This window comes from Pistricoccus aurantiacus, from assembly GCF_007954585.1.
Taxonomy (GTDB): Bacteria; Pseudomonadota; Gammaproteobacteria; order Pseudomonadales; family Halomonadaceae; genus Pistricoccus; species Pistricoccus aurantiacus.
The window spans coordinates 1,513,189-1,539,829 of sequence record NZ_CP042382.1 but is presented as its reverse complement, the minus strand read 5'-3'; the positions used below and the strand labels follow the sequence as shown (position 1 = coordinate 1,539,829).

Sequence of the window (26,641 nt, the reverse complement as noted above, 5' to 3'; positions counted from 1 at the left end):
CGTATCAGAAGGGGTCGAGAGACTTGACCGGTCTGGCGGGGCTGCCCAAGTATAGAGTGTTTGATTCAGTAGGCTTGCATACCACGCTGCCCATGCCCACCATCACGCCGCCGGCAATGGTGAGACCTTGGCGAACGCAGGTCGTAGCACCTATTTCCGCGCCCCGCTCCACCACCACATGACCACCCAGCATGATATTGGACGCCAAGGTCACATAATCCTGCAACTCCACGTCGTGGCCAATACTGCATAGCTTGTTGATGACACAGTGCTTGCCGATAATCACATCGGGCGCAAAAATAGTCCCGGCGCAGACGATGCTGCCCTCCCCCACCTGGCTAAACTCCGGCTCGACTATCGCAGCGGGATCGATCAGGGTGGCAAAACGCGGCGATCCCGATTCCTGCATGCGCTCGACGATCCGGCGCTTGATACGCGGCGCTGCCAGCGCCACCAGAAACTGACAGTCGTCGTACCGCGTCCAGTCCCCTATCGTGCCCAGCACCGGCAGTCCAGCGAACTGCTGCCCGGTCAGGGTGCTGTTGTCATCAAGAAATCCCTTAATCGAAAGGTTCAACCGAGTTGCCAGCCAGGCGACTACTTTGCCCAGGCCGCTGGCCCCGACGATGATCAGTTCACGGGTGGTGTCATGCATATCATTCGGCTCCTTGGATTGGCGCTGATTCATTGGTTCCGATTCAGCGGATAATGAACAAGGCCATAGTAATGTAAGCGGCATTCAAGTGTAGGGGTAAGGCAACGAAGTGTAACTCATTATCCCGTTGACGAACCGAGCCGATTGCTTTGAATGAGGCCGATTCAGATAAAGCTTATTCAAGCGGGGCCAGGCGAGCTCGCATGACGAGGGCCAAACCCCGGTGCTATCATCCTCGTCATACCAAGGAATCACGATGCCTGGGGCTGCAACACCGCACCCGGCATCGCAGCAAAACGAGGTACGCGGCTTGTCACAACTACCGGTGATCGTCGGCATGGGGGGCGTCAATGCCGCCGGCAGAACCTCGGGCCATCAGGCCTATCGTCGCACGGTGTTAGACGTTCTGGATCGAGACGATCAAGCCACGATGCTGATCGGTCTCGCCGCCATGATGCGCCTGGTTATTCATCAGGACGACGGCACCTGGACGGATGCCGAGGGCCAGCCGCTGGATGCTCGTGAAATTGTCGTGCGTTATCGCCAGCAGATCCTCGATCACTCGCTGATTCGGCGCATCGAGGATCCACACTTCGGCGACGTGGGTATTGCCGCCAATCGCCATGCCCAGCTCGCCATCGAGGCGCCGCTGGTCTTTATGCTGCGCCGCCGCCAGCTGCCTGTCTCCCTCCCGGAGAACTGGCAGGTCCGCGAACTCGATCGCCAGCGGGTCGAGGTCACGGTGCCGCCGGGACAGTTCGATGTCATGCTGCCGGAGCGTCGTCAGGCGCAAGTGCGGGCCGCCGGTCAGCTGCCCAGCGGTTTCGCCCCGGAAACCCTCTATCACAGCGTCCACCACCCCCGCGGACTTTCCATGGCCATCTTCGGCGTGTCGGACTGTCTGAACCAGAGTGGCCTGGACTGGGATGCCCTGAGCAGCCGGCTCGATCCGGACGCCATCGCAGTGTACGCGGGCAACTCCATCGGCCAGCTCGACGACAACGGCTGGGGCGGGCTGCTCAAGAGCTTCGTTTCCGGCAACCGGGCGACCTCCAAGCAGATGCCCCTGGGCTACGGTCAGATGCCCGCAGATTTTCTCAACGCCTACGTGCTGGGCAGCGTCGGCACTACCGGTACCATGCAGGGGGCCTGCGCGACCTTCCTGTACAATCTGCGCCTGGGGGTCGACGATATCGTTTCCGGGCGTCGCCGGGTGGTGATGGTGGGAACCGCGGACGCGCCGATCACCCCGGAGATCATCGAGGGCTTCCGTACCATGGGCGCCCTGGCAGACGATGCCAGCCTCAAGGCGCTGGATGCGCTGACCCTGCTGACGGACGCGGACTATCAGCGCGCCTGCCGACCCTTCGCCCGCAACTGCGGCTTCACTATCGCCGAGGCCAGCCAGTTCGTTCTATTGATGGACGACGACCTGGCCCTGGAAATCGGTGCGGATATTCTTGGCGCGGTGCCCGGCGTCTATACCAACGCGGACGGCTGGAAGCGCTCGATTTCCGCCCCGGGTATCGGCAACTACATCACCCTGGGCAAGGCGGCGGCGCTGACCCGTAGCCTGCTGGGTGAGCAGGCGCTGCGGGAGCGTAGCTACCTGCATGCCCACGGCACCAGCACCCCCAAGAACCGCGCCACGGAATCCCATGTCTTCGACCAGGTCGCCAAAGCAAATAACGTCGACGCCTGGCCTGTGGTGGCGATCAAGGCCTTCGTTGGCCACTCTCAGGGCAGCGCCGCCGGGGATCAACTGGCCAGCGCCCTGGGCAGCTTCGCCCACGGCTGGCTGCCGGGCATTCCTACCCTGGATGAAGTGGCGGACGACGTGCACGCGCAAAGGCTGTACTTTTTCCAGCACCCACTAGCTTTCAGCGCGGACGCCGCTCTGATCAATGCCAAGGGGTTCGGCGGCAACAATGCCACCGGCGTGGTCATTTCCCCCCAGGTGACGGAAAGGCTCCTGGTCAAGCGTCACGGTCAATCCAAAGTGAACGATTGGAAGCAGCGCCGGGAAAAGACCCGCGAAATAGCCCGTCACTACGAGCAGCAGGCGGATCGCGGCCGTTTCCATACCATCTATCGCTTCGGCGAGGGCGTGCTGGAAGGACCGGAACTCGAGGTCGGCGCGGACGCCATTCATATTCCGGGCTATGCTCGCGCGGTTTCCCTATCCGTCGACAACCCCTTCGGCTCCATCGACTGAGAGTTTCGCTATATGACTACCGTGGTCTATCCCGGCACCTTCGACCCCATCACCAACGGCCATCTTGACCTGATCGAGCGCGCCGCGCGCATGTTCGACAGGGTCATCATTTCTATCGCGGCCAGCCCCAAGAAGCAGCCCGCCCTGGAGCTGGAGGCGCGGGTGGAGCTGGCCCGGGACGTCACCGCACATCTGGACAATGTGGAGGTCGTCGGCTTTTCCGGCCTGCTCACGGCGTTCTTGCGCGAACAGGGCGCGCATATCGTGCTGCGCGGCCTGCGGGCGATTGCGGATTTCGAATACGAACTGCAGCTGGCCAACATGAACCGCGCCCAGGATCCGAATATCGAAAGCGTCTTTCTGACCCCGGAAGTCCAAAACTCTTACATTTCCTCGACTATCGTGCGGGAAATTGCTTCCCTGGGCGGCGATGTGTCCAAGCTGGTGCCGCCAAGGGTCGTAGAAAGCCTCAAGGCGCATTATAATACCTGAGTATATTGCTCAGTCATTTGAGGTAACCCCATGGCCCTGATGATCACCGACGAGTGCATCAACTGCGACGTCTGCGAACCCGAATGCCCCAACGGCGCCATCTCCGCGGGGGAAGAAATCTACGTGATCGATCCCAACCTGTGCACCGAATGCGTCGGCCACTACGATGAGCCCCAGTGCCAGCAGGTCTGTCCGGTGGACTGCATTCCCCTTGACCCGGAGCGCCCGGAAAGCCGTGAAGAACTGATGGCAAAATACGAGATCATCACCGCCGCCTGAGGCGGCGGCTCCTCAGCGTCTCTTCTGTTTGCCTCGCCCCGCAGGGCGACGAATCATGAACGTCTTTCTATAGCTCATCCTCACGCTTGCTTCCTGCACACCCCAGGCAACGCCGAAAGGTCGCTTACGTTAAGGTCTTGATCAACGCCTCCGCCATCGCCGGCGTGCCTAGCGTTACCGTTCACGTCAGCAGCATTCCAATCAGCGCGATTCTTGCCCTGCCTAGCTCACACCTTCACCGCTAAAAATCGTTCGAGAAGTTTGATTAACCCCGGTAAAGTAATCTTTTGTATATTTTGTAATATTAAGTTACTTTATGAGTTGGTCTATTCAGCTACACCCTTTTTCGATCCCTGCCCCCGGTTGATCCCGGGGTCTTTTTTATTCGAGCGCCCACCGGCACCGCCTAGAAGCGGTAGAACGCATAGAGCTCGAATAGCTGGGCGGTCTCGTCGTTGCCCATGAAGCGTTCACTGGCGCCGTCGTCTGGGAAGGCCACGGCGTAGACGGCGGAAAGCGAGAGCTTCTCGGTGATCGTCCAGTCCGCGTAGAGATTGAGTTCCTTGGCGAAGTCGCTATCCGTGGCGCCTGCCGCCTGGGTATCGTGATAGCGAAAACGGTAGCCGATCAGGCCGGTTTCCAGGTCGTCCCGAGGCTGGATCGACGCCTTGACCATGTCGATCTCGAGGTTGCTGTTGAACAGCATGTACTCGCCGACGATCTCTCCCATGAACCAGTTGCCCCAGCCGCCGGCAAAGTCGTAGAAGAGCGTATCGTAGTTTTCGCTGAACTCCGCGCGACGGTAGGCCAGTTGAGGCCGCAGGGGAGCATTTTCGAAGGTATAGGTCAGTTGCGCGTACCAGCCGTCTTCGTCGATACCCTCATCGTCGTTGTCCTGATGCACCCACTGCCCGCCGAGGGATAGATTGGGCACATGCGCCAGCGGAACGCCCTTGGCCCGCAGGTTGTAGACCTCCATGCCGTCCCGGGTGGCGATATCGCTGTCGTAGAGATTCAGGTAGGCGGCGCCGACCTTGGCGCGCTCACCCCAGGTATAATCGATGTTGACCCCGTTGAGGCTGGTTTCGTTGTCCGGTCCGCCGCTGACGTACTGATCCGCTTTCAGATAGAAGAGATCGCCGTGCCAGCCGCGGGTATCGAGGGAAGCCACCGCGGTTTCCTCGAACGCCTCGCTGGGGCCGATATAATAGCCGGCGTACTTGCCGAGGTCGGTATAGCCATCGCCGACGAGAAAGCCGTCGCCGAAGATGAATTTCTGGCGGCCCAGGGAAAGGGTCAGGGCATCTTCGCCCAGGGTATCCGCCCACAGCCCGCCGCTTCGCCAGCCCAGGTAGGCGCGGTCGAGGCGACCGTTTTCCGGGTGCCCGGGGGTGGCGCCGGCGGCGTCGCCGTAGCGGCTGCCGCGGGTCATGGCGAAGCTGCCCTGTACCCCGCCGAACAGGGTGCCGCCGCCTTGGATATCCCATTCCCCCAGCACCCCGGGCTTGGCCGCGGCCTCCCACCAGGCGGGACTCTTCTGGGTCGGCGCGGCGCCGTCGATGCTGCGGTCGTAGCCGAAATTGACGTCATCGGTAACAATGCCGGCGGCAAAGAGCGACAGGCCCCACTTGAGACGCACGCGCCCATCGACGCTTTCAAAGAAGGTATGCTCCGAGGAAAGCGGCTTGATACCGGCGTCCACATAGCCGATATCGGTCACGGCGGCGTAGGCGGGAAAGGACAACGCCGGCGAGCAGCAAACCAGCCAGGCAACTTGACGCCTTGTTTTCATGAGAAAAGCATCCCTGTTTTTATGTCGACCGATTCTTGTGTGACGCTGCCTGAAATACAGCCTCCTGTATTACCTTAGGCAACCCGAGAGGTTTTGCCACTCTCAAGAACCACCATCAAGGACATTCGTTGAGCCACTCATCCCGCACGCGCATCTGGCAACTGGCCTGGCCGATCATCCTGTCGAATATCACCGTGCCGCTGCTGGGCTTGGTGGATACGGCGGTGGTGGGGCATCTGCCGGATTCCCGCTATCTGGCGGCGGTGACCCTGGGGGCGACGCTGTTCAGTTTTCTCTACTGGGGATTCGGTTTCCTGCGCATGGGCACCACCGGCCTGACTTCCCAGGCGGTGGGACGGGAAAGCGATGGCGAGGTGAAGAATCTACTGGGCCAGGCGCTGCTGATGGCACTGGGGATCGGCCTTGCCCTGATTCTGCTCGCCTCGCCGTTGATCGAGCTTGGTCTGCGGCTGCTGGACGGCAGTCCGGCGGCCACGGAACTGGCGCGGGAATACGCCCATATCCGTCTCCTTTCCGCGCCGGCGGTACTGGCCAACTACGCCATTCTCGGCTGGTTTCTCGGCCAGCAGAATTCCCGAATCACACTCTTCATCCTGGTGCTGACCAACAGCGTCAACATCGTTCTCGACCTGTGGTTCGTGGTGGGTCTGGGCATGACCAGCGACGGCGTGGCCTGGGCCACGGTAATCGCCGATTACACTGCCCTGCTGGCAGGCGGCCTGCTGGTACTGCGCCAGCTGGGACGGCTTTCCGGGCATTTCCTACGGGAGCGGCTGGCGAACATCAAAGCCTACGGGGAGCTTTTTCAGGTCAACGCCCAGCTGTTTCTGCGCACCCTGGGTCTGCTGTTCGCCATGGCGTTCTTTACCGCTCAGGGAGCGGACCAGGGGGATACGGTGCTGGCCGCCAACGCGGTGCTGCTGCAGTTCATCATGCTGACCTCCTACGCCCTGGACGGCTTCGCCCAGGCGGCGGAGGCGCTGGTCGGGCATGCGGTGGGGCGGCGCGACTGGGAAAGATTCGCCGAGTCGGTGCGCGGCGCGGCGCGCTTTTCGCTGCTTGCGGCGGGCATCGCCACCCTGGCCTTCGCCGTCTTCGGCAATGGCGTGATTGCGCTGCTGACGGACCTGCCGCCGGTACGCGACACGGCGGCAACCTACCTGCCCTGGGTCATCGCCCTGCCCTTGATCGCGGTATGGAGCTATCTGCTGGACGGGGTATTCATCGGCGCTACCGCCATTCGGGAAATGCGCAACAGCATCTTCGTCGGACTGGGGGTATATCTGCCCTTGTGGTGGCTGACCCAGCCCCTGGGCAATCACGGGCTGTGGCTTTCCTTCAGCGCCTTCTTCCTGACCCGCTCCGCCATCCTGATCGTCTATTATCGCCATTATCGAAAGACTCGCTGGGCCTTCAACGTTGACCAAGGTCGATAGTCGTAGCACGACGATTTCGGTTAGCTTGAATCCAGTTCCAATGTTAATACCAACAAGGACAACATCATGCTCAGATTTCTGTCGCGACCTGCGGTCAAGCTGGTGGAGCGCTACCTGCCGGATCCCTATATCTTCGTCTTGCTGCTGACGCTGATTGCCGCCATTGCGGCGATCGCGGTGGAGCGTCAGACGCCGCTGGCGGTGATGCGCTTCTGGGGCGACGGGTTCTGGAACCTGCTGACCTTTTCCATGCAGATGCTGCTGGTGTTGATCACCGGCTTCATGCTGGCCAACACCCCGCCGGTCAAGCGCTTTCTGGCGCTCGTCGCCGGCAAGGCCAAGAACCCGGGCAGCGCCATCATCCTGGTGACCCTGGTCTCGCTGATGGCGAGCTGGATCAACTGGGGTTTCGGCCTGGTGGTGGGGGCGCTGTTCGCCAAGGAGCTGGCGCGACAGATTCGCGTCGATTACCGCCTGCTGATCGCCAGCGCCTATTCCGGTTTCGTGGTCTGGCACGGTGGGCTGGCGGGCTCGATCCCGCTGACCATCGCCACGGAGGATCATTTCACCGTGGAGATGATCGGTGTCATCGGCACCAGCGAGACCATCTTCTCGTTCTTCAACCTTGCCCTGCTGGCCTGCCTGTTCGTCTCGGTGCCCCTGGTCAATCGCCTGATGCTGCCCAAGGAGTCGGAAAGCGTTTTCGTCGATCCTGAGATACTGCAGGACGATCAGGATATTCACATACCTATCAACCGCCCGGCAGATCACCTGGAAAACAGCCAGATACTGGCCTGGTTGGTGGGCATTCCCGGGCTTCTGTTCCTGCTCGATCATTTCCTGCTGCGCGGCGGCGGCCTCAACCTGAACGTGGTCAACTTCCTGTTCCTGTTCCTGGCCATCGTGCTGCATCGCACGCCGCGGCGGCTGTTGAACAGCCTGCATGAAGCGATCAAGGGCGGTGCCGGCATCGTCCTCCAGTTCCCCTTCTACGCCGGTATCATGGCGATCATGGTGCAGTCCGGCCTGGCGGAAACCCTGTCCGAAGGCTTCGTCTCCTTCGCCACGGAAAAGACCCTGCCGTTCTGGTCCTTCATCAGCGCCGGGGTGGTCAACCTGTTCGTGCCTTCCGGGGGCGGCCAGTGGGCGGTGCAGGCACCGGTCATGCTGCCGGCGGCGGAAGCGCTGGGGGCGGATATCCCTCGTGTCGCCATGGCGGTGGCCTGGGGCGACGCCTGGACCAACCTGCTGCAGCCCTTCTGGGCCCTGCCGGTGCTGGGCATCGCCGGGCTCAAGGCCAAGGACATCATGGGCTTCTGCCTGATTCAGCTGTTCATCACCGGCGCGATCATCGCCATCGGACTCACCTACTTCTGAGGAGATCACGGCTTGCTTCCGGCATGCGTCGCCGGAAGCAAGCCGCTATGCTATGCAAGGAGCCCGCCGCTAGACGGCGTAGCGTTTCATTCCTCTTTCGATTGAACGAGATATCTCATGCCTCTGAGCTACGACAGTCTTCCCGGTCAGCACGAACTGACCATGACCGTGCTGATGACGCCGGACATGGCTAACTTCAGCGGCAAGGTACACGGCGGCGCCATTCTCAAAAAGCTGGACGAAGTGGCCTACGCCTGCGCCAGCCGCTACTCCGGACATTATGTGGTGACGCTTTCCGTGGATCAGGTGTTGTTCAAGCAGGCGATTCACGTGGGCGAACTGGTCACCTTCCTGGCCTGCGTCAATCATGTGGGGCGCTCATCCATGGAAATCGGCATCAAGGTGGTGGCCGAAAGCATCACGGATAAAGTGATTCGACACACCAACAGCTGCTACCTGACCATGGTCGCTGTCGACGCTGAAGGCCGTCCCGCCAAAGTGCCGCCGCTGTGTCTGCAAACACCCACCCAGAAGCTGCGTTTCGAAAAGGCCGCCCTGCGCAAGAAGCACCGCAAGCAAGCGGAGGAAGCAACTCGTCGCACCAACGAGACCCATTACGCCAATACGGCCAAGTCCAGCACGTCCCGGCTCGATGAAACCGGCGCCGGGACCCCGCCGGATGACCCAGCCTCCCCTTCCTGATCGCCGATCGAATTCACGCCCGGCCAACACGGAACTTTCATGCCTTCATCCTTTCTTTCTCAGTCGCAACAGCGCTCCGGCACGGAATGGCTGTACCTGGCCTGGGATGTCTTCATCATCGTCCTGGTGGGCATCAACCTGACGCTGCTGCTCTTCGATAGCTTTTTTATCATCCCGCCATTGAATGAGGCGTTCGAGGCGGTGGCACCGGGGCTTTATCAAGCCTATCAGCAGAATATCCACGCCAATTTCTACGAGATCGACCTGGTCTTCGTGTCGATCTTCATCTTCGATGTGCTGCTCGGCTGGGCGGCGGCCATCATCGAACGCCGTTACCATCGCTGGTTCTTCTACCCTTTCGTGCACTGGTACGACGTGCTGGGCTGCATTCCCCTGGCCGGGTTTCGCCTGCTGCGGGCCTTGCGGATCCTGGGGCTGCTGCTGCGGCTGCAGAAACTGAACCTCATCGACATGCGCGGCTGGTGGATCTATCACTTCCTTTACAAGTATTACGACATCCTGCTGGAGGAGCTGTCGGATCGGATCGCCGTGCGCCTGCTCGGCAACGTGCAGCAGCAGATTCAAAAAGACAATTCCTTGTCCCAGCGAATGATCGAGCAGGTGATCATGCCACGCCGAGAGGAGTTGATCCGCGAGATCGCCCAGCGCATCGAAACCATGGTGGATGGCGCCTACCGGAACCGTCGAGGCGACCTGATGCGCTATATCAGCGCGTTGATCGGCCGCGCGCTGGAAGACAGCCCGGAAATCCAGCGGCTGAGGCGCCTGCCGATGGGGGAACAGCTGAGCCGTGTCTTGGACGACACGCTGAGCGATATCGTCTGTCGACTGGTCAACGAAGCGATGATGGGTATGCGCTCTCCGGAATTCAGCAACCTGGTCGAGGGTGTCACCTCGAACGCCATGGACACGCTTCTCGAGGTGGACGAGCGCAGCAGCCGAATCACCGAGCAGGCACTGGTGGACATACTGGAAATCCTCAAGACGGAAATCAGTCGTCAGCAGTGGAAGGAAAAGTACGCCTGAAGAGGCTCGATTACAAAAGAGACGAGCAGGCCCGAAGGCCTGCTCGTCTAGTGGGATGACCGCGCGCTAATGCTTAGCTGGCCGCGTCCTGAACCGCTTCTCCGCCTCGCTCGATATCTTCGCCGGCGCCGCGGAAGGTATTGCAGCCGCTCAGCAGTGAGACGGTGAACAGCGACAGAAACACGAGTGACAGTATCTTTTTCATGAACGTTTCCTCTTTCCTTGGATCAAGCGTTTTGAATCGGCAGCGATACGACAGTCGCGTTACCGGTAATTCAATGATTTACCATGATTTCCTCATTTACCTCAACAACAAGCGTAAAACGATAGCCAGAATCACCGCAAGGGTCAGCCATTTCACCCACAGCGCGCCTTGCGCACTCAGATTGACTCGCACTGCAATCCAGGCACCGGACACGCTGCCTAGCGCCAGCAGTAGCCCGTACCCCCAGCGAACCTGATCGTGATACACGAATAATCCCAGCGCCGGCAGCGTATAGATCAGGATGATGAGTACCTTGAACACGTTGATCTGCGCCAGATCGATCTTGAGCATGCGGTAAAGCACGACAATAAACAGCACCCCCACGCCGACCTGAATGAAGCCGCCGTAGACGCCGATGGCGAACATGGCCAGGTATATCGCCGGCGTCAGCCGCTCCCGGGTCAGCGGCCGGGTATCGAGCTTCGGCTGGGGCAGCAGCATCACGGCGGCGCTGGCTACCATCACGCCGATCAGCACCGCCTCGAACAGCGCATCCGACACTTTCAGAGCAAGCCAGACACCCAGCAGCGAGCCAATCACCGCAGGCACGCTCAGCCGCAAACTCAGGGCGAGATGCCGCGCTCCGGCCCGCCAGAAATTGACCACCGCGGAAACGCTTTGCAGGGTGATGGCGATCCGATTGGTGCCGTTGGCGACCTGAGGCGGCAACCCCAGAAACATCAGCAGCGGCAGGGTCAGCATCGAACCGCCGGCGGAAAGCACGTTGATAAAACCCGCCAGCAGCCCCACAAACACCAGTACCACGGCTTCGAACCAGGGCTGTTGAAGCAACCCTCCCAGCGACCCAGAAACAACCTCGAACGATGACATGCAAAGTTTTCCAAGCGTTGGCGAATCCAGCATGATCGAGGTAACGCTCTGGCGCTACAAGCTTTTGACTCAAGGAACTCGACAATGAACGACCTGCCTCTGGATCCGCGTCTAGTGGAAGATACTCTGCCGGTCATCGACCTGCCGCTTTCACAGGTGCGTCTGATGAACGATCGTCGCTTCCCCTGGCTGGTACTGGTGCCGCTTCGTCGTGATATCAGCGAAGTATTCGAGCTGAGCCGGGAAGATCAGACCCAGCTCTGGCGAGAGGCAACGCTGCTGGGCCAAGCCATGAAAGACACCCTGGAAGGCGACAAGCTCAACCTGGCGACCTTGGGCAACCAGGTCACGCAGCTACATCTGCATGTGGTGATACGCAAACGCGACGACGACGCCTGGCCAGGGCCGGTGTGGGGCCACGGCGAGGCGGTGGCTTATACGCTGGAGGAGCAGGCGGACATGCGGGCCCGCATTCTGGCGCAGATCGACGCCATCGATTTCTCGGGGTAGCCCCTCAGGGGCCGAGCCCCAGCCGTGAACTCAACTCCACCAGCAGTGGGTCCAGCGCGTAGGGCGCCAAGGGCCCACTTCCACTCCAGCCGCGAACGCCGATCCGGGAACCACCTTCGGCGTCCTCGATATCCCAGCGCAGACGATAGCCGGCACCTTCGGCCAACTGCGCATCGATGCGTCCTAGCTTCGGATCCGCCAGATCGATCACATAGCCTTGCTCCACCAGCATCACCAGGGTCGGCTTGAATACCGCCGCGGGCGCCACCGCCAGGGTAACGATTCGCGGTTCCGCCGGCTGCCGAGATGTGGCGCAAGCCGTCAGCATCAGCGTCAGACCGACGATACCCAGCCAATGCGTTATGGAGCTGAATCCTAACGCCTTAAAGCCCTTCATCAAGAACGTCACGGTCGCACCTCTCGAACAGGGGATGCCTCGATGGTCTGACGCAGTTCGCGGCAGAAATCCTCACTGGCGCCGGCGTGGCTGGTGCGTACCCAGCCGTCCGCCTCGATGATGCGAATATTGCGGGAAAGCCTGGCCGTGTCGTTATCGATCAGCAGCGTCAAACGCTCCTCCCGCAGCGGATCCGCGGCGTATCCCCCGAAGCCGGCGCCACTCCCCAGGCCAATGCCAACACCCCCACCTCCGGAGCCGGCCCAGCCAAAGACGCCGCCCCCACCCCAGCCGTTGCGACCGGCGCTGGAATAGCCCACCAGCACCCGCTGACGCTGAGCATTGATCAAGCCCAGGGACAGATCCGTATCGATGATACGAAACTCCTGAGCCTCGAGCGCGACAATAGCCCGACGGGAATACGCCAGGGTGTCTTCTTCGGTGATCGGCCAGGTACAGGCGGGAGCGAGAGGCGCGCCGTTTCGCGGCAGCGACGAGGAATCGGTAACACAGCCGATCAGGCTCAGCCCCAGCAAGCATAGGAACCACATACGGCGCATGGCGCTTCTCCGATAACGGCGTCATCCCGGTTCGTCGCCATTGGCGCGGCCGGTAGCGAGACGCCTGATGAAATGATGAGAGAGCTCCCACCCGAAAAACGGCTACTCCCAGCATAGGCATAATCCAGCGATAGGTCTTCCTGGTTCGATCATATCGGCGTACTGACATTTCTCGCGTTCGTGACATCGCAGCAGGCCTGCCGGGTTTTCTGATAAGCGGTATCACGCAAAAAAGGCTCCCCGGCCCCGCCTTTCGCTTTCCTAGACCCAAGCGCAATGGGTAAGCTCTTTCGATGACAATACGCGCTTTGCCTCACACACCGTTTTTTACAGCGGCTGCTCTTTGCCACAACCATAACCACAAGAGATTATCGATGAAGATTCTGATTGCGCCGGATAGCTACAAGGACGCTCTCCCCGCCAGCGCCGCCGCCAAGGCCATGGCGGAAGGGGTCAGACGCGCCTGCCCGAAGGCGGACGTGGTTTGCTGTCCCATGGGTGATGGCGGGGAAGGCACCCTGGAGGCGATGCTGGCTTCCACCGGGGCGGAGGCGCGCACGGCCAAGGTACAGGACGCGCTGGGACGTCCCATCGACGCCACCTGGGGCTGGCACGCCCAGTCTCGCACCGCCTTCGTCGAGCTGGCGGAAGCCAGCGGCTTGCAGCAGATTTCCCGGGAGGAACGCACCGCCCTGCACAGCACCACCTTCGGCGTCGGTGAACTGATTCGCGAAGCCCTGGATGCCGGAGCGACCCACCTGCTGCTGACCCTGGGCGGCAGCGCCACCAACGACGGCGGCGCCGGCATGCTCAAGGCACTGGGCGCGAAACTGCTGGACGATAAGGGCGAGGCGCTGCCCGCCGGCGGCGCCGCCCTGGAAAACCTGGCTACCCTGGACCTGTCCACCCTAGACCCGCGGCTCGAGAAACTCACCGTCGAGACCGCCGTGGACGTGGACAATCCGCTGCTCGGCGAGCGCGGCGCCAGCGCCGTGTTCGGTCCCCAGAAGGGCGCCACGCCGGAAGACGTTCAGCGTCTCGACAAGGCGCTTGCGCATTTCGCCGACCTGGCCGCCCGGTCATTGGGCGAGGATCATCGGGGCCTGGCCGGCGCCGGTGCCGCCGGGGGCATGGGGTTCGCCGCTCGAGCGTTTCTCGGCGCCGAGCTGCGCCCGGGTATCGAACTGGTCATCGAACAGGTCGGCTTCGACGCCCTGCTCGACGGCGCGGACCTGGTGATCACCGGCGAGGGTCAACTGGACGGCCAGAGCCTTTCCGGCAAGACCCCGGTGGGTATCGCCCGGGCCGCCAAGGCAAAGAACGTGCCGGTGGTGGTATTGGCTGGGCGCTTGGGAGACGGCTGGAAAGCCGCCTATGAAGAAGGCATCACCGCCGCTTTCGCCCTGGCGGATGGCCCCATGGATCTCGACGAAGCGCTCTCCCGTTCCGGTGAGCTGATGGCGGATCGCTGCGAAAACATCCTGCGGCTTTTTTTACAAATCCGCTGAGGGCTCTTTACGAACCCGCCGAGGGCTCCTTAGCAAGCCCGCCAAGGGCTTTTCGCCAGCGCGCCTAGGCTTTCTTCAGTGCATTAACTCGATACCGAACCGCCCAACGCTCGAATCAGCAAGTTTCGACTAATTGTTAATGGGTGACCGGAAACTTCATTGAACTAGACTGCATAAGCACGCTTGGAGCTTAGGCTGCAGATGGAGGCGTAAGCTGGAAAGACAGCCAATACCCGAGAGATGAAATTCAGCCACTAATATCTAAAACGATTTAGACCGGCGGCGATCGTGACATTCAAGGACGTTCGGGATCCAAAAATGGAGATTAATCGTGCAAGATTTCAATATCACATGGATTGATATCACTGTCGTCGTCATCTATCTGATTGCCAGTCGCGCCATCCCGCTATGGCTCAACCGGGGCAAGAAATCGGATACGGGCGGTTTCTTTCTGGGCGGTCGCAACTTCGTCTGGCCGATGATCGGTTTTTCGCTGTTTGCGACCAACATGTCCGGCTCCTCCTTCGTGGGCATGGCGGGCGCAGGCTACAGCTCGGGGATCGCGGTCTACAGCTATGAGTGGATTGCCGCGGTGGCGCTGGTCGTCTTCATCTTCATGCTCTTGCCGTTTTATCTGCGCTCCGGTGTGTTCACCATGCCGGAATTTCTCGAACGCCGCTTCGATTCCCGCTCGCGCTACATATTCGCCGGCATGCTGATCTTTCTGAGTATCTTTCTCGACTGCGCGGGTGCGCTCTACGCCGGGGGGCTGGTGATCCAGACGCTTTTCCCGAGCATCGATCTCTGGGTCGGCGTGCTTATCCTGACGATACTTGCCGGCATCATGTCATTCTTCGGCGGGCTCGGCGCGGTGGTGATCAGCGACACCATCCAGGCCTGTGTGCTGCTGCTCGGCGCGGCCCTGGTGCTCGCTGCCGGGCTCTATGCGATCCCCTCCTGGGACGCCATGGTCCAGGCCGCCCCGGAAAACGGCATGAGCATCATACGGCCCATCGACGATCCCAGCCTGCCCTGGCCCGGTCTGTTCGGGGTGCTGATCATCGGCATCTATTTCTGGGCCAACAACCAGCTGATCGTGCAGCGCACCCTGGGCGCCAAGACCCTGGATCACGGCCGCTGGGGTTCGATCTTCGCCGGTTTCCTGAAACTCACCTCGCTGTTTCTCATGATCCTGCCAGGGCTGATGGCGCTGACGCTGTATCCGGATCTGAAGACGCCGGATCTGGCCTTTCCGACCATCGCCTTCGATCTGCTGCCCATCGTGCTGCGCGGCATCGTGCTGGCGGCGCTGATTGCCGCGATCACTTCCACCGTCGATTCGATTCTCAACTCGGTGTCGACCATGGTGACCATGGACTTTGTCAAACCATTGCGGCCGCACACCAGCGACGCTGCCCTGGTGCGCATCGGTCAGATGACCACCGTGGCCGTCATGCTGATCGTCGTGCTCTGGGCGCCGCAGATCATCCACTTCCAGTCCCTGTGGAGCTATTTCCAGTCGATCCTGGCCTACGTGACGCCGCCGGTGGTCGCGATCTTCTTCGTCGGTATTCTCTGGCGCGGCGCCACCCCCGCCGGCGCATTCGCCGCGTTCGTGGGTGGCCTGGGGATCGGCATCCTGGGATTTTTCACCATCCAGGTAGGCGGTCTGGTGGACTTTCATTTTCTCTATTCTGCCAGCGTGCTGCTCTTCATCGGTCTGGCGCTGATCATCGGCGTCAGCCTGGTGACTCAGCACAAGCCCGGCGAGGAAGTCGATGAGCTGATCTGGACAACGCGGATCTTGAAAGACGAGTCCAAGGATCTGGCAGCCAAACCGGCCTGGCAGAACTATCGCTACCAGTCGCTGGTGCTGATGGTCGTCACCGCGATCATCGTCATCTGGTTCTGGTAACGCCGGCGTCCAAGGAGGACACCCCATGAAACCGCCAATCGATAAAAACCTGTCTGCATACCCGGATGCCATTCGACGCCGCCTGCTGCTGGGCGGCCTGGGTCTCGGCGGCATGGCCGTGCTGGGCATCTCCCCCTTGGGTACTATCGCGGCCAACGAATCCGAAGAGCTCACCTTCGCTTTCGGCCCGGACGATTCGGGAAGCCTCCAGGCGCTGATCAAGGCGTTCAATCAGCAGTACGAGGGCAGGATTCGCGTGCGCTATCAGGTGATGCCACGCTCCACGAACGACTTCTACCGCCAGCTCGTGTCGGATTTCGAGGTCGACGCCCGCCGCATCGACGTGTTCGGCGGCGACATGGTCTGGACCGCTGCCTTTGCCAGTCGCGGCTACGTCACGGATCTGACCGCCCGCTTCAACGATGTCTACTCACCTGGCGATTTCCTGAACGCGCCCCTCGATTCAGCAGGTTATCGCAATCGACTCTGGGGCGTGCCCTGGTTCACCGCCGCCGGCATGCTCTACTATCGCCGCGATCTGCTTGAATCTGCCGGGCACGACAAGCCGCCCGCGACCTGGGACGAGCTTGCGCGGATGGCAAGCGATGCCCGTGACAAGGCCGGCACGAAGTACGGTTTCGTTTTCCAGGGCGCCCAGTACGAGGGTGGCGTCGCCAGCATGCTGGAATTCTTGTGGAGCGCCGGCGGACGTGTGCTCACCGGCAATCTGTCGACCGCCGCGGCCTTCGGCATGGACGTGAGCTCTCCCAACGTCATCATGATCAACAGCGCGGATTCGGCGCGAGGGGTGAGCATCGCAAGGGAATTGATCGAAAGCGGCGTCGTCCCCCGGGAGGTGGCGAATTTTCGTGAAGAAGACACCACCCGAGCGTTTCTGAACGGCGACGCTGTCTTCATGCGCAGCTGGCCGTTCGTCTACGGCTTGATCGACGAAGAGGGCTCGCGGCTCAGCGCCGATCAGGTCGGCATCGCCCCCATTCCGAGGGTCAACCCGGAGCGTAATTCCTATAGCTGTCTGGGGGGCTGGAATCTGATGATCAATGCTCGATCGTCGAAGCAGGACGCGGCCTGGGAATTCATCCGCTTCGCTGCCTCTGCCGAGCGCCAGAAACAGCGCGCCCGCGACGGCGGGTTTCTGCCCACGCTCGAGGTCCTGTACGACGATGAGCAGCTGCTCGAGCAGGTGCCGGTCATGACGCTTGGCCGCCGCGCGATCGACGATGCCCGGCTGCGCCCGGTCACACCGTATTACGCGGCCATGTCCCAGCGCCTGGCGATTGGGTTCAATCGCGTGCTGCGCGGCGAACTGACCGGCCAGCAGGCCGTGCGTCAGCTGCAGCGCGAGCTGCAGCTGATTCTCGACAGGCGGGGATGACGCTCTCTAGCGCGATAATGCCCAGCGGTCGGGATCAGATCATCGACAACGTGTCGGAGACAAACAATGAAAATGTATCCCACGAAGATCATGGTGGCGGTCGACGGATCGGCCGCCTCGGACCGTGCCATCACTCAGGCGGTCGAACTCTGTGACGCCACGAGATCGGAGCTGCATCTGCTTCTGGTCGGCCTCATTTCGCCCTGGACGCACCCGGACACGCTTTCGGAGAGGCAGTACGGCCGATTGAAACAGGAAAACCAGAGACGGCTGGATCAAGAGGTCGAAAAGGCCAGAGCCGGCGGCGCCAAGGCGGTAGTGGCGCACCTGCGGATGGGGCGCGTGGACACCGAAGTCGTGCGTCTGGCGGAAGAAATCGGGGTGGGGCTGCTCGTGGTGGGTAACCGCGGACGGGAATCTCTCGCGCGGGTTCTGCTGGGTCACGACTCGGAGAGCATCGTTCGCCATGCGCCATGTTCGGTCATGGTCGTGCGCTGAGTCCGGTAGCTCGCGGCGTCGCAATGTCATGAGTATTACCTATGATAGCGATGGCGAGGATTGACTTTAGTCTCGATACGTAAACTTATAGGCTTGTTGATATCAACTTGTTACCAAGGCTCAGGAGAATTTCGATGGCACATCAGGACAGCGATATCAATACGATCGGCCTGCAAACTTCCAGCGCCAATCAGCTAGCGGAAAAGCTCAACACGCTGCTGGCCAACTACCAGATCTTTTACATGAACGTGCGGGGCTATCACTGGAACGTGAAAGGCCCGCAGTTCTTCGAGCTGCACGCCAAATTCGAAGAATTCTATACGGACCTGTTGACCAAGATCGATGAAGTCGCGGAGCGCATCTTGACGCTGGGTCATCAGCCCCTGCACGCCTACAGCGACTATGGTCGGATTTCCACGATCGAGGAAGACAAGAATGTGGCCGGTGGCGAGGACTGCGTGCGCAGCGTCGTCAAAGGCTATCAGGTGCTGATCGAGCTGCAGCGGGAAATTCTGTCCCTGGCGTCCGACGCAGACGACGAAGGCACCGCCTCGCAAGCCAGCGACTATATTCGCGAGCAGGAAAAGACCCTGTGGATGCTCAACGCCTACCTAGGCTAGGCGTGATGACCTAGGCTTGAGCGAAGGAGTGAGGTCATACCCCCTTGATAGATTTTCAAGCATCCCAATGTTGTCATGAGTCGCGACGGCAAGACGCCGCGACTCACCATGTGCCGCAAGGAGGTTGCCATGACTCAGCAGTTGAATGGAAAACGTGTTGCTATTCTCGCCACCGACGGTTTCGAGGAATCCGAGCTGTCGGTTCCCAAGGCCAAGCTGGAAAGCGCCGGTGCCACGGTGCACGTGATCGCCCCGGATGCCAAGGGTATTCGCGCTTGGGCCAGCACGGACTGGGGTGATACCTACGACGTCGACAAGGCCCTGAGCGAAGCGAACGTCGCCGACTATCACGCTCTGATGCTCCCCGGCGGCCTGTTCAATCCGGATACTCTGCGCCAGAATGATGATGCCCTGCGCTTTACCAGACATTTCTTCGAAGCGGGCAAGCCCGTCGGCGCCATCTGTCACGGCCCTTGGATTTTGATCAATGCCGGGGTGGTCGAAGGTCGTTCCATGACCTCATATCCTTCCATTTCCCAAGACCTGAAGAATGCCGGCGCCCACTGGTCCGATCAGGAAGTGGTCGTGGACAACGGCCTGGTCACCAGCCGCAAGCCGGACGACCTGGATGCGTTCTGCAGCAAACTGATCGAGGAAATCGGCGAGGGTCGCCATAGCGATCAGCACGCCTGATTGCCGACTCGAACGACCGACAGCGTGCCCGGCGGGAATTTCCCGACCGGGCATTTTTTATGCCAGACTGTTTCAAGTCGAACCGTTTTTTACATGAGCCGCCAACTCGCCTCATCTTGCCAATCACGAGAACCGCCTATGGTATCGCGCCGCACGCCAGGAAGAGCGTTACGCAAGCTGCTACACGTTGCCACCAAGCCGATGAAAGCCGACCACGGTCGGGGAGGCGTGGTGGTGCAAGCCTATCGGGGCTACGGCTCGGCGCAAGAGATCTACGTACTGGGCCGGGTCTTTCGCCAGCCGGGGTTCGGCCAGTCCCTGGCGGAAGGCTCGCTGCTCCGGGACCTGGTCGACCTGCTGCGACGGACCCTGCGCTGGGGCGTGGGCAACGCCCAGGTGACGCTCAAGCTCAACGACAGCAAGCTCACCGTTTCCACCGGCAAGGACGGCTACTTCGATATTCACATGAAGCTGGATACACCGCTGGATAACGAAAAAAGCTGGCATCGGGCCACACTCGAAGTCGCGATCGAGCACGCCAAGCGCCAGCCGGACACCATCGAGACCCAGGCGGAAATCTACGTGCCTCCGGCCAGCGCCGACCTGGTGGTCATCAGCGATATCGACGACACGGTGATGTATACCGGGGTCGCCAACAAATTCAAGATGATCTACCGGCTGTTCTTCGAAACCGCGGAACGCCGCACCGCCTTTCCCGGTGTCGCGACCTTTTACCAGGCACTCTTCGAAGGGCCGGACGGCAACCGCGATCGCCCGATGCTCTACGTCTCCCGGGGTCCCTGGGGTATCTACGAAGTGCTCGAGGCCTTCTTTCAGCGCAACCACATCCCGGTGGGGCCGATTCTTTTTCTGCGGGACTGGGGCATGACCCTGCAGAACCCCCTGCCCCGCCAGGCGGTGGACCACAAGCGCAAGCTGATCGAGCAGATGCTGGCGCTTTACGACGACCTGCCCTTCGTGCTGATCGGCGACAGCGGCCAGCACGACCCGGAGGTCTATGTCCAGATCGTCGAGCAGTACCCAGGACGTATCCGCGCGATCTATATCCGCAACATCAATCACGATGAAAGCCGCGACGCGGCCATTGCCCGGCTGGCGGACCAGGTCGCCAAGAACGACTGCGAGCTGCTGCTGGCGAAAAGCAGCCAGCAGATGGCCAGCCACGCCAGCGAACTGGGCTTGATTGCCCCGGAAAGCGTCGAGCGGGTCCGCGCTCGATCCTACAAGGAAGCCCAACGGCCGATTTGAATAAAAGGTTAGCGGAGGTTTTTCGTCAGATCGGCAGCGTTACGACAGCGTCGTTGCCGCCTCCCGGCGCCTCTTTCAACACGGCCTGGCCTTGGTGTCGCCTGGCGAAGGATCGTCAATCAGCCTCTTTTTATCAAATCTTGCGCGCCAGCACCCGCAGGCGCGACTCGCACATATCGAGATCCAGGTAGGTGCCCTGCAGATGGCGGCGACCGCTTTCGGGATCGAAGGCGTGGCGGCCGTGCAGCACCCGGCGGTTGTCGAAGGCGACCATCTGGCCCGGCGACAGCGCCAGCTCGAACCGACGTTCCGGCGCCTGCACCAGTCGCCAGAACGTCCGGTAGGCACGGTACCAACCATCCATTTCCTCGAGGGGCAGGCGTAAGCTATCGCGTATCCAGTTGTTGAGCCGTACTTCGAGGACATTACCCACGTCATCGAGGCTCAGAATGGGCGCGCGCCAGAGGATATCCTGTTCCTCGTCCTGGAAGCGAAAGTCGATGGGCGTCTCGCTGAGGAGGCGAAACGCCTCTGGCGCGGTTTGGCGCAGCACCTCGGCGGCGGCGAAGCCGTCGGTGAAGATCGATTCGCCGCCCAGGGCGTCGTTCTCCAGGCAGTAGAGCAGCTGGATGTCCGGCGGCTCGCGCCAGTTGGGCAGGTCGGTGTGCAGCGCCAGGCCGATCGCTGTGTAGGCGGCATTGTTGGGATTGGGCTTGGAGCGTACGTCGAAGCGGGCGCCGAAGTTGGTGGCGCGTAGCGGGCCGATATGTTCGGCGAGTCGGCGGACTTCCTCGTCCGCCAGGGGGCCATTGTCGAGCAGCACCAGGCCGTCGCGCAGCAGGGCGGTCAACCAGGCGCACTCGCCCTGCGCCCCGGCGACGAAATCCGCATGGGCAATGTGCGCGGGACGAAAATCCTCCGCCCAGGGCCGGCGCGCCGGTACGCTGTCTTCGAAGGACTGTCCTGGAATCCGCCGGTACAGCCAGCCCGCATCGAAGCGGCTGATGTGGCCATCGGCCCAGGCGAGGCCCAGGTTGCCCGCTTCCAGGTGTAGCGCGGCGATCTCGTCGGGCTCCTCCAAGGGCACATGAAGCCGCTCATGGGTCAGCGGGTGACGGCATGCCGGGCAGGGGCAGTGATCCCGCAGCCATATCAGGGGAAACTCGGCCTGGCGCCGATCCGCCCAGGTCAAGGCGATGCGGTGGTCGCCGGCGGTGGCATCGACCAGTCCCGGCGCCTCGTCATGTCGGGTGAAGTCGCCCATGTCCAGTGAGGGGCGCGGCGTCTCGAGGGTAGGGGGAATGGTCATGGTCGCCTCCGCGATAAATGATGGATGACGCCAACAGGGTGAGGGTTAGCTGAACCAGTGACAAACGATTAATCTGACGGCTATGACCCCATTCAGCTTATAGCGAGCTTTGGCATGTTCTCCTTGCCCCCACTCCTATGGATGCAGGCCTTTGAGTCCGCGGCCCGCACCCTGAGTTTTACCGCGGCGGGTCTCGAGCTGGGTGTATCCCAGGCGGCAATCAGCCAGCGTATTCGTCTGCTCGAGGATCGCCTGGGGCAGAAGCTGTTCGTACGCCATCCGCGCAGCCTCAGCCTGACCCCGGCGGGACAGGCCTGGTTGCCGAGCCTGCAGGAGGCCTTCGCGCGCCTCGACGAGGGTACCCGGGAAGTCTTCGGTGGCGTGACGGAGGCGCTGGTAACCCTGCGGGCCACCCCGATGATTCAGCAGAACTGGCTGGCGCTGCGGCTGCCGGGGTTTCAACACGCTTATCCGGCCATTTCCCTGCGGCTGATCAGTGCCATCTGGCCCGGCGATTTCGGCCCCGAAGGGGCGGATCTGGAGATTCGCTATGGTCACGGCGACTGGGACGGGGTGGAAGCGGTATCCCTGGGCGAGGAAACCATGCTGCCGGTTTGCGCCCCGGCCCTGGCGGAGACGATCCACAAACCCGAGGACATGGCCGGGCAGACACTACTGCACGCGCCGGGGTTCGCCGTGGGTTGGCCGACCTGGTGGGAGCGGATCGGTTTGCCGGGTTTCGAGTCGTGTTGCGCGGCGCTGAGCTGCGATAGCCAGATGATGACGCTGGCGCTGGCCGCCCGCAATGGCGGCATCGCGCTCAGTCATCATCGTCTGCTCGAACAGCGTGACGACCTGGTAGCGCCGCTGGATCTGGCGGTGGCAAGCGACGAGAGCTTCTGGCTGGTACGCCCCAAGCGGGGGCAACCGCATCAGGAGGCAAGCCGGTTATGGGATTGGCTGGTTGAGCATTGCTGACAGGCCAACATGAAAGCTGAGTTGTTCGCGGATTCACCGTTTCGTCCCGTTTCAGTCAATGCCTACGGATAAGCCACTTCATCATATCAGTGAAACCAGCAGCAAGGCTCATGGCCGCCGTGGATGATGGTGGGATAAAATATTGTTTTTAAAGTCTTTATTACTTTTAGCCATTCATTGAATAGGGGGAACAGGACGTATCGATCCATCAAAGCGATTCTGAAAACCCACCTAAAGTGAAAAAAAATACTATTTTTTCATTGAAATATAATTCTTACCTGCTAAATTCATTTTAGCGGATAGAATTTTGAATCCCTTCATGACTATCCGTCATTGCCAACAACAAACACAAAGATTCGTATCGAGGACAATGACCATGCATCACGCCGACACCCTGTCGATAACCGCCAACCACGTCTATGCCGACGATTCCATCGCGGCATCGCGTAACGCCTCCGACTATTTCGCCAACTCTTCACGGGTCACCTAGTCACTCGTCGCCCAATCGACGAGAACCGCTGAGGAACGGGCGCTTTTAACGTCATGCAAGCGTCAGGTTTCCCCAGTGCGGTAAGCCACTCGGCGACAACACGATAAAGGTTTAGGCAACACGCTTCCTTATGGACGTGCCGAGCGCTTTGCCCATGCCTGACATTCTGTTGCCGTTGGCTGATGACCTATGAAATCAGGTGCCTTTATCGGAGGAAAACTTCATGAAAAAAACGTTAGGGCATAGCGCCGGACGCTATCGTCGCGATGGTCTCACTACCCGGTTATTTGGTGAATACGATCACACCCTGTTCTGGCCGGTACTCACGATCTACGCCTCGATCATGGCCTGCGCCTTGTTGCTTCCCGAGGCCACCGGAGCGACGCTGTCAGGCATTCGAGACTTTTTGATCTTCAATTTCGGTTGGGCCTTTCTGCTGGGTGTGGGCGGGACACTGCTTTTCTGCCTGTATCTCGTCATCAGCCCCTTCGGAGACTTGAAACTGGGCGCCGACGATGAGGTGCCGGAATTCTCCTATGGTGCCTGGATATCGATGCTGTTCAGCTGCGGTTTCGGCATCGGATTCGTCTTCTTCAGCGTCGCCGAGCCGCTGACCCATCTGTACGAATCTTCCCACGTCATCGACATGGGGGCCACCGGCGAAGCCGCCGGGGTGGCCAAGGCGGTCCAGCTCACCCTGCTCGACTGGGGCATGCACGGCTGGGCGGTGTTTGCCATCGCCGCCTGGGCCATCGCCTTTCCCGCCTACCGGCTGGGTCTTCCGCTTACCGTGGCAACCGGCTTGTACGGCATCCTCGGCGAGCGCTGCAACAGCAGCATCTGGGGCCGTGTGGCCAACGGCCTGGGCATCATCGGCACCATCGGCGGCAACGCCACCATGATCGGCCTTGGTGTGTCGTCCATCAGCTATGGCCTCAATCAGCTGTTCGGGCTCGAGCTTGGCGCCCTGGGCCAGGCCTTGGTCATGATGGTGGTAATCGTCGCCTACGTGATCTCCGCCGCCACCGGGGTGGAGCGCGGCATCAAGTTCTTAAGTCAGGCCAACATGGTCATGGCCGGTGTCATCCTCTTCGCGCTGCTCTTCTTTGGACACGCGCCAGCGCAGTACCTACTGAACCTTGCCACCCAGCAGATCGGCGACTACTTCGGCCAGGTCTTTGCACTGCAGTTCTGGAGTGACGCAGGCAACTTCGAGCAGCGGGAATGGCTCGGCTGGTGGGTGGTTTTCTACTGGCTGTGGTACATCTCCTACATCCCCTTCTGCGGCGGTTTCATCGCGCGCATCTCCAGGGGCCGGACCCTGCGGGAATTCATCGTCGGCGTCATCCTGGTGCCCATGCTGCTCGCCATTGGCTGGTTCAGCATCTGGGGCGGATCCGCCGGTTATGTCGAGGTCAACGGCATCGCCCCCCTGTGGGAAAGCGTTCAGCAAAAGCCGGAATCCGGCATTTACATGCTCCTCGACAGCATGGACGGCGGCTGGTGGCTTAGCCTGATCGTTCTCTTCAATATCGTCGTCTTCGCGGTCACCACCTCGGATTCTGCCTCCTTTTTTGCCGCCATGCAGGTCTCCAACGGCGTGGAAAACCCCAAGGTTTCCATGCGCCTTCTCTGGGGCGTGGTGATCGGGTTTACCGGCATCGTGTTTCAGCTTGCGGGCGGATTCGATGCGATAAGAAGCCTGGCGATTGTGGTGGGGACCCCGTTCTTCTTCGTGGGAATCGCTTACATGGTCTCGGTTTATCGGATGCTCAAATCCGCAAAAAGTGGGGGCATGAGAAATGATGCGATCGGGCTTTTTGCCAGAGGACTTGCCTCTCATATAAAGCCGGTCAATCCCTCCTATGTAAAACCGGTAGACGCACCCGATAAACCCCAGAAATAGATATTGATTGGCCTGGTTAATCAGCAAAAGTCAGTTAAATCATTCAGCAATGAACAAGGGAGATGAACCCCATGGCTACACCTCAGCCGTATTACCCGCACTATGATCCACTGCGTGACACTTCTCCCGGAACGGGAATGGATTACGCACCGACCTACTGGCGCTATCATGCCGGTGAACCGCCGGAAAACGACGGCCCGGTAAACGCCAATATGGAAGCGGATGTCGTGCTGATCGGCGCGGGGTTCACCGGCCTTGCCACCGCGCTATTTCTTGCCCGCGAATACGGCATCAAGGCCACCGTCCTGGAAGCCAACCAGATCGGCTGGGGCTGTACCAGTCGCAACGGCGGCCAAGGCCACCTGGCCTGGGGGCGCCTTAGCCGTAGTCAGTGGGTGAAGAAGTGGGGCGCCGATACCGCCCGCCGCCTGCACGCCAACAGCCTGGAAGGCTTCGAGGTCTTCAAGGCCATGGCCGAAGACCCGGCAATCGACTGTGATCCGCAGCACCAGGGCAATCTGCTTATCGCCCATAGCAAGCAGGCGTTCGAAGGGCTGAAGAGCGAGTCCGATCTGTGTAACAGCGTGCTGGATTACAAGACCCGCCTGCTAGATCGCAACACGGTTCTCGATGAATACATCGGCGATCAGGAGTGTCACGGCGCCCTGCTCGAGCCGGTGGGTATCCCCGTGCAGCCGCTGAAACTGGCCTATGGCTATGCCCGGGTGGCGCGCAAGCTAGGTGCCAAGATACACACCGCCAGCCCGGTTCAGAGCTGGACGACCGAAGGCGGCGTGCATTATCTGCGCACCCCGGGAGGGGTCGTCCGCACGCGTACCGTGGGTATCGCCACCGCCGGCTATACCAGCCCGAACCTGCACAAGCTCACCGCCTACCGAAACATGCCGATCATGGCCAATTCGGTGTGGACGCGCACCCTGACGGACGACGAGATCGAGGCCTGCGGCTTCCGCTCGACGATGATCGTCACTGATACCCGCAAGCTGCGTCACTATTACCGCTATCTGCCCGAGAAACGCCTGCAGATCGGTACCCGCAGCGCCATCAGCGGGGCGGACGCCCAGAACCCCAAGCACCTACGCACCGTGCAAGAAGCCATCGCGCGCAAGTTTCCCGCCCTTGAAGGCATTGAAACGCCCTGGTTCTCTCACGGCTGGATGGATATTTCCCACGACATGATGCCTCGCATCGTGCAGCCGGACTCGAAGCAGCAGGTGTTCTATGCCCAAGGTTACAGCGGAAATGGCGTGTCGTTCTCGGCCTATGCCTCGAAAAAGCTGGCGGCCTTGATCGCCGGTGGGACCATTGCCGAGTCCGATCTTCCCATCTTCAGCTCGCCGTTGCCCAGCCATCCGTTGAGACCGATTCGCCGGCTGGGGCAGCGGGCGCTGTACAAGTATTTCCAGCTGTTGGATAGCGTGCGCTGAGGGTTTCCCATACGTGGAAGGTGACAAATGTT

25 protein-coding genes are annotated in these 26,641 nt (G+C 60.9%); 18 read left to right on the top strand and 7 right to left on the bottom strand.

Going from position 1 to position 26,641, the window contains the following annotated elements; genetic code table 11:
* Positions 1–4 precede the first annotated feature (4 nt).
* Positions 5–655 (bottom strand): acetyltransferase, encoded by a 651-nt coding sequence (locus FGL86_RS07405; protein WP_147183972.1) that lies wholly within the window; start codon positions 653–655, stop codon positions 5–7.
* 337 nt (positions 656–992) lie between these two features.
* Between FGL86_RS07405 and FGL86_RS07400 the strand changes: the two genes are divergently transcribed.
* The 3 genes from FGL86_RS07400 to FGL86_RS07390 are packed head-to-tail and all read left to right on the top strand — an operon-like array spanning position 993 to position 3,641.
* Entirely contained in the window at positions 993–2,870 is a 1,878-nt protein-coding gene (locus tag FGL86_RS07400) for a beta-ketoacyl synthase (RefSeq protein ID WP_147186118.1), read from the top strand.
* Positions 2,871–2,882: 12 nt separating this feature from the next.
* Positions 2,883–3,362 (top strand): pantetheine-phosphate adenylyltransferase, encoded by a 480-nt coding sequence (coaD, locus tag FGL86_RS07395; protein ID WP_147183971.1) that lies wholly within the window; start codon positions 2,883–2,885, stop codon positions 3,360–3,362.
* A 30-nt stretch (positions 3,363–3,392) separates the two neighbouring features.
* Complete coding sequence (locus FGL86_RS07390) at positions 3,393–3,641, top strand: YfhL family 4Fe-4S dicluster ferredoxin (protein ID WP_147183970.1); 249 nt, start codon at positions 3,393–3,395, stop codon at positions 3,639–3,641.
* A 406-nt stretch (positions 3,642–4,047) separates the two neighbouring features.
* On the opposite strand, the gene FGL86_RS07385 is transcribed toward FGL86_RS07390, so the two are convergent.
* Positions 4,048–5,433: an alginate export family protein gene (locus FGL86_RS07385; RefSeq protein ID WP_147183969.1), complete on the bottom strand. Its 1,386-nt coding sequence runs from the start codon at positions 5,431–5,433 to the stop codon at positions 4,048–4,050.
* Between the two features lie 128 nt (positions 5,434–5,561).
* On the opposite strand from FGL86_RS07385, the gene FGL86_RS07380 reads away from it, so the two are divergent.
* The 4 genes from FGL86_RS07380 to FGL86_RS07365 all read left to right on the top strand — a co-directional run bounded on the left by FGL86_RS07380 (position 5,562) and on the right by FGL86_RS07365 (position 10,016).
* Entirely contained in the window at positions 5,562–6,890 is a 1,329-nt protein-coding gene (locus tag FGL86_RS07380) for an MATE family efflux transporter (RefSeq protein WP_147183968.1), read from the top strand.
* Between the two features lie 66 nt (positions 6,891–6,956).
* Positions 6,957–8,267: a short-chain fatty acid transporter gene (locus tag FGL86_RS07375; RefSeq protein ID WP_147183967.1), complete on the top strand. Its 1,311-nt coding sequence runs from the start codon at positions 6,957–6,959 to the stop codon at positions 8,265–8,267.
* Positions 8,268–8,384: 117 nt separating this feature from the next.
* The gene (locus tag FGL86_RS07370) at positions 8,385–8,969 is read left to right on the top strand and encodes an acyl-CoA thioesterase (protein ID WP_246131758.1); all 585 of its coding nucleotides are present in this window, start codon (positions 8,385–8,387) and stop codon (positions 8,967–8,969) included.
* A 39-nt stretch (positions 8,970–9,008) separates the two neighbouring features.
* Entirely contained in the window at positions 9,009–10,016 is a 1,008-nt protein-coding gene (locus FGL86_RS07365) for an ion transporter (RefSeq protein ID WP_147183966.1), read from the top strand.
* A 73-nt stretch (positions 10,017–10,089) separates the two neighbouring features.
* Here FGL86_RS07365 and FGL86_RS07360 read toward each other — a convergent pair whose 3' ends face one another.
* Together FGL86_RS07360 and FGL86_RS07355 are read right to left on the bottom strand one after the other, a co-directional pair.
* Positions 10,090–10,221, bottom strand: coding sequence for an entericidin A/B family lipoprotein (locus tag FGL86_RS07360; protein WP_147183965.1), 132 nt, complete (start codon positions 10,219–10,221; stop codon positions 10,090–10,092).
* 96 nt (positions 10,222–10,317) lie between these two features.
* Positions 10,318–11,112, bottom strand: coding sequence for a sulfite exporter TauE/SafE family protein (locus tag FGL86_RS07355; RefSeq protein WP_147183964.1), 795 nt, complete (start codon positions 11,110–11,112; stop codon positions 10,318–10,320).
* 84 nt (positions 11,113–11,196) lie between these two features.
* Here FGL86_RS07355 and FGL86_RS07350 point away from each other — a divergent pair, with 84 nt between their 5' ends.
* Entirely contained in the window at positions 11,197–11,622 is a 426-nt protein-coding gene (locus FGL86_RS07350; RefSeq protein WP_147183963.1) for an HIT domain-containing protein, read from the top strand.
* Positions 11,623–11,626: 4 nt separating this feature from the next.
* On the opposite strand, the gene FGL86_RS07345 is transcribed toward FGL86_RS07350, so the two are convergent.
* Positions 11,627–12,031, bottom strand: a complete 405-nt coding sequence (locus FGL86_RS07345; RefSeq protein WP_147183962.1) for a hypothetical protein — start codon at positions 12,029–12,031, stop codon at positions 11,627–11,629.
* Positions 12,028–12,579, bottom strand: a complete 552-nt coding sequence (locus FGL86_RS07340) for a hypothetical protein (protein WP_147183961.1) — start codon at positions 12,577–12,579, stop codon at positions 12,028–12,030. The genes FGL86_RS07345 and FGL86_RS07340 overlap by 4 nt, the downstream gene beginning before the upstream one ends.
* Before the next feature lie 374 nt (positions 12,580–12,953).
* Between FGL86_RS07340 and FGL86_RS07335 the strand changes: the two genes are divergently transcribed.
* The 7 genes from FGL86_RS07335 to FGL86_RS07305 all read left to right on the top strand — a co-directional run bounded on the left by FGL86_RS07335 (position 12,954) and on the right by FGL86_RS07305 (position 20,478).
* Positions 12,954–14,087 carry a glycerate kinase gene (locus FGL86_RS07335; RefSeq protein WP_147183960.1) on the top strand — a complete coding sequence of 378 codons (1,134 nt, stop codon included), beginning with the start codon at positions 12,954–12,956 and terminating at the stop codon, positions 14,085–14,087.
* Between the two features lie 331 nt (positions 14,088–14,418).
* Positions 14,419–16,002 carry a sodium:solute symporter gene (locus FGL86_RS07330; protein ID WP_147183959.1) on the top strand — a complete coding sequence of 528 codons (1,584 nt, stop codon included), beginning with the start codon at positions 14,419–14,421 and terminating at the stop codon, positions 16,000–16,002.
* A gap of 25 nt (positions 16,003–16,027) precedes the next feature.
* Positions 16,028–17,398 carry an ABC transporter substrate-binding protein gene (locus FGL86_RS07325; protein WP_147183958.1) on the top strand — a complete coding sequence of 457 codons (1,371 nt, stop codon included), beginning with the start codon at positions 16,028–16,030 and terminating at the stop codon, positions 17,396–17,398.
* 66 nt (positions 17,399–17,464) lie between these two features.
* Positions 17,465–17,896 carry a universal stress protein gene (locus tag FGL86_RS07320; protein ID WP_147183957.1) on the top strand — a complete coding sequence of 144 codons (432 nt, stop codon included), beginning with the start codon at positions 17,465–17,467 and terminating at the stop codon, positions 17,894–17,896.
* A 134-nt stretch (positions 17,897–18,030) separates the two neighbouring features.
* The gene (locus FGL86_RS07315; protein ID WP_147183956.1) at positions 18,031–18,516 is read left to right on the top strand and encodes a Dps family protein; all 486 of its coding nucleotides are present in this window, start codon (positions 18,031–18,033) and stop codon (positions 18,514–18,516) included.
* A gap of 129 nt (positions 18,517–18,645) precedes the next feature.
* The gene (locus tag FGL86_RS07310; protein WP_147183955.1) at positions 18,646–19,209 is read left to right on the top strand and encodes a type 1 glutamine amidotransferase domain-containing protein; all 564 of its coding nucleotides are present in this window, start codon (positions 18,646–18,648) and stop codon (positions 19,207–19,209) included.
* Between the two features lie 138 nt (positions 19,210–19,347).
* The gene (locus FGL86_RS07305; RefSeq protein ID WP_147183954.1) at positions 19,348–20,478 is read left to right on the top strand and encodes an App1 family protein phosphatidate phosphatase; all 1,131 of its coding nucleotides are present in this window, start codon (positions 19,348–19,350) and stop codon (positions 20,476–20,478) included.
* A gap of 133 nt (positions 20,479–20,611) precedes the next feature.
* Here the strand turns inward: FGL86_RS07305 and FGL86_RS07300 are convergent, their stop codons facing one another.
* Positions 20,612–21,787 carry a TauD/TfdA family dioxygenase gene (locus FGL86_RS07300; protein WP_147183953.1) on the bottom strand — a complete coding sequence of 392 codons (1,176 nt, stop codon included), beginning with the start codon at positions 21,785–21,787 and terminating at the stop codon, positions 20,612–20,614.
* Positions 21,788–21,901: 114 nt separating this feature from the next.
* Between FGL86_RS07300 and FGL86_RS07295 the strand changes: the two genes are divergently transcribed.
* From FGL86_RS07295 to FGL86_RS07285, 3 genes are all read left to right on the top strand, one after another.
* Positions 21,902–22,765 carry a LysR substrate-binding domain-containing protein gene (locus tag FGL86_RS07295; RefSeq protein ID WP_147183952.1) on the top strand — a complete coding sequence of 288 codons (864 nt, stop codon included), beginning with the start codon at positions 21,902–21,904 and terminating at the stop codon, positions 22,763–22,765.
* A 713-nt stretch (positions 22,766–23,478) separates the two neighbouring features.
* Complete coding sequence (locus tag FGL86_RS07290) at positions 23,479–25,161, top strand: BCCT family transporter (RefSeq protein WP_147183951.1); 1,683 nt, start codon at positions 23,479–23,481, stop codon at positions 25,159–25,161.
* A gap of 71 nt (positions 25,162–25,232) precedes the next feature.
* Positions 25,233–26,609 (top strand): NAD(P)/FAD-dependent oxidoreductase, encoded by a 1,377-nt coding sequence (locus FGL86_RS07285; RefSeq protein ID WP_246131757.1) that lies wholly within the window; start codon positions 25,233–25,235, stop codon positions 26,607–26,609.
* Positions 26,610–26,641: the final 32 nt, after the last annotated feature.

What these genes read in the sequence shown, in the direction of transcription:
- FGL86_RS07405 (WP_147183972.1), bottom strand. Translation starts at nt 655, where the DNA reads ATGCATGACACCACCCGTGAACTGATCATCGTCGGGGCCAGCGGCCTG.
- FGL86_RS07400 (WP_147186118.1), top strand. Translation starts at nt 993, where the DNA reads ATGGGGGGCGTCAATGCCGCCGGCAGAACCTCGGGCCATCAGGCCTAT.
- coaD (WP_147183971.1), top strand. Translation starts at nt 2,883, where the DNA reads ATGACTACCGTGGTCTATCCCGGCACCTTCGACCCCATCACCAACGGC.
- FGL86_RS07390 (WP_147183970.1), top strand. Translation starts at nt 3,393, where the DNA reads ATGGCCCTGATGATCACCGACGAGTGCATCAACTGCGACGTCTGCGAA.
- FGL86_RS07385 (WP_147183969.1), bottom strand. Translation starts at nt 5,433, where the DNA reads ATGAAAACAAGGCGTCAAGTTGCCTGGCTGGTTTGCTGCTCGCCGGCG.
- FGL86_RS07375 (WP_147183967.1), top strand. Translation starts at nt 6,957, where the DNA reads ATGCTCAGATTTCTGTCGCGACCTGCGGTCAAGCTGGTGGAGCGCTAC.
- FGL86_RS07370 (WP_246131758.1), top strand. Translation starts at nt 8,385, where the DNA reads ATGCCTCTGAGCTACGACAGTCTTCCCGGTCAGCACGAACTGACCATG.
- FGL86_RS07365 (WP_147183966.1), top strand. Translation starts at nt 9,009, where the DNA reads ATGCCTTCATCCTTTCTTTCTCAGTCGCAACAGCGCTCCGGCACGGAA.
- FGL86_RS07360 (WP_147183965.1), bottom strand. Translation starts at nt 10,221, where the DNA reads ATGAAAAAGATACTGTCACTCGTGTTTCTGTCGCTGTTCACCGTCTCA.
- FGL86_RS07355 (WP_147183964.1), bottom strand. Translation starts at nt 11,112, where the DNA reads ATGTCATCGTTCGAGGTTGTTTCTGGGTCGCTGGGAGGGTTGCTTCAA.
- FGL86_RS07350 (WP_147183963.1), top strand. Translation starts at nt 11,197, where the DNA reads ATGAACGACCTGCCTCTGGATCCGCGTCTAGTGGAAGATACTCTGCCG.
- FGL86_RS07340 (WP_147183961.1), bottom strand. Translation starts at nt 12,579, where the DNA reads ATGCGCCGTATGTGGTTCCTATGCTTGCTGGGGCTGAGCCTGATCGGC.
- FGL86_RS07335 (WP_147183960.1), top strand. Translation starts at nt 12,954, where the DNA reads ATGAAGATTCTGATTGCGCCGGATAGCTACAAGGACGCTCTCCCCGCC.
- FGL86_RS07325 (WP_147183958.1), top strand. Translation starts at nt 16,028, where the DNA reads ATGAAACCGCCAATCGATAAAAACCTGTCTGCATACCCGGATGCCATT.
- FGL86_RS07320 (WP_147183957.1), top strand. Translation starts at nt 17,465, where the DNA reads ATGAAAATGTATCCCACGAAGATCATGGTGGCGGTCGACGGATCGGCC.
- FGL86_RS07315 (WP_147183956.1), top strand. Translation starts at nt 18,031, where the DNA reads ATGGCACATCAGGACAGCGATATCAATACGATCGGCCTGCAAACTTCC.
- FGL86_RS07310 (WP_147183955.1), top strand. Translation starts at nt 18,646, where the DNA reads ATGACTCAGCAGTTGAATGGAAAACGTGTTGCTATTCTCGCCACCGAC.
- FGL86_RS07305 (WP_147183954.1), top strand. Translation starts at nt 19,348, where the DNA reads ATGGTATCGCGCCGCACGCCAGGAAGAGCGTTACGCAAGCTGCTACAC.
- FGL86_RS07300 (WP_147183953.1), bottom strand. Translation starts at nt 21,787, where the DNA reads ATGACCATTCCCCCTACCCTCGAGACGCCGCGCCCCTCACTGGACATG.
- FGL86_RS07295 (WP_147183952.1), top strand. Translation starts at nt 21,902, where the DNA reads ATGTTCTCCTTGCCCCCACTCCTATGGATGCAGGCCTTTGAGTCCGCG.
- FGL86_RS07290 (WP_147183951.1), top strand. Translation starts at nt 23,479, where the DNA reads ATGAAAAAAACGTTAGGGCATAGCGCCGGACGCTATCGTCGCGATGGT.
- FGL86_RS07285 (WP_246131757.1), top strand. Translation starts at nt 25,233, where the DNA reads ATGGCTACACCTCAGCCGTATTACCCGCACTATGATCCACTGCGTGAC.